Raw genomic sequence first — 297 nt, 5'->3', positions numbered from 1 at the left:
TAAAGTATACTTTATTGAACTTAGTTAACTCATTATTTATAAAATTAAGCAATATCTTGTTTTCTATTCTTAGATATAATAAGCGAAATAGATATAAAGATAATAGCGTAAATTATCATTATTAAAATAGATTTTGAAGGTATCTCATTATTACTTATATATCCAACAGCTAACTCTCTAAAATGATAGGTAGGAGTTAATTTAGATAACATTTGCAACCATTCAGGAAATTGACTAGTAGGAAACCATAATCCCCCTAACATCGCTAAAGCTAAAAATAATATATCGGAAAATACA

1 pseudogene is annotated in these 297 nt (G+C 25.3%); it reads right to left on the bottom strand.

What is annotated here, in order from left to right:
- Positions 1-44: 44 nt before the first annotated feature.
- Positions 45-297: pseudogene (locus JKP73_RS22720) on the bottom strand (ABC transporter permease); the annotation flags it as partial.

The organism is Virgibacillus salexigens, from assembly GCF_014905415.1.
GTDB lineage: Bacteria > Bacillota > Bacilli > Bacillales > Amphibacillaceae > Virgibacillus > Virgibacillus salexigens.
This window is presented reverse-complemented; position numbering and strand designations above follow the sequence as displayed.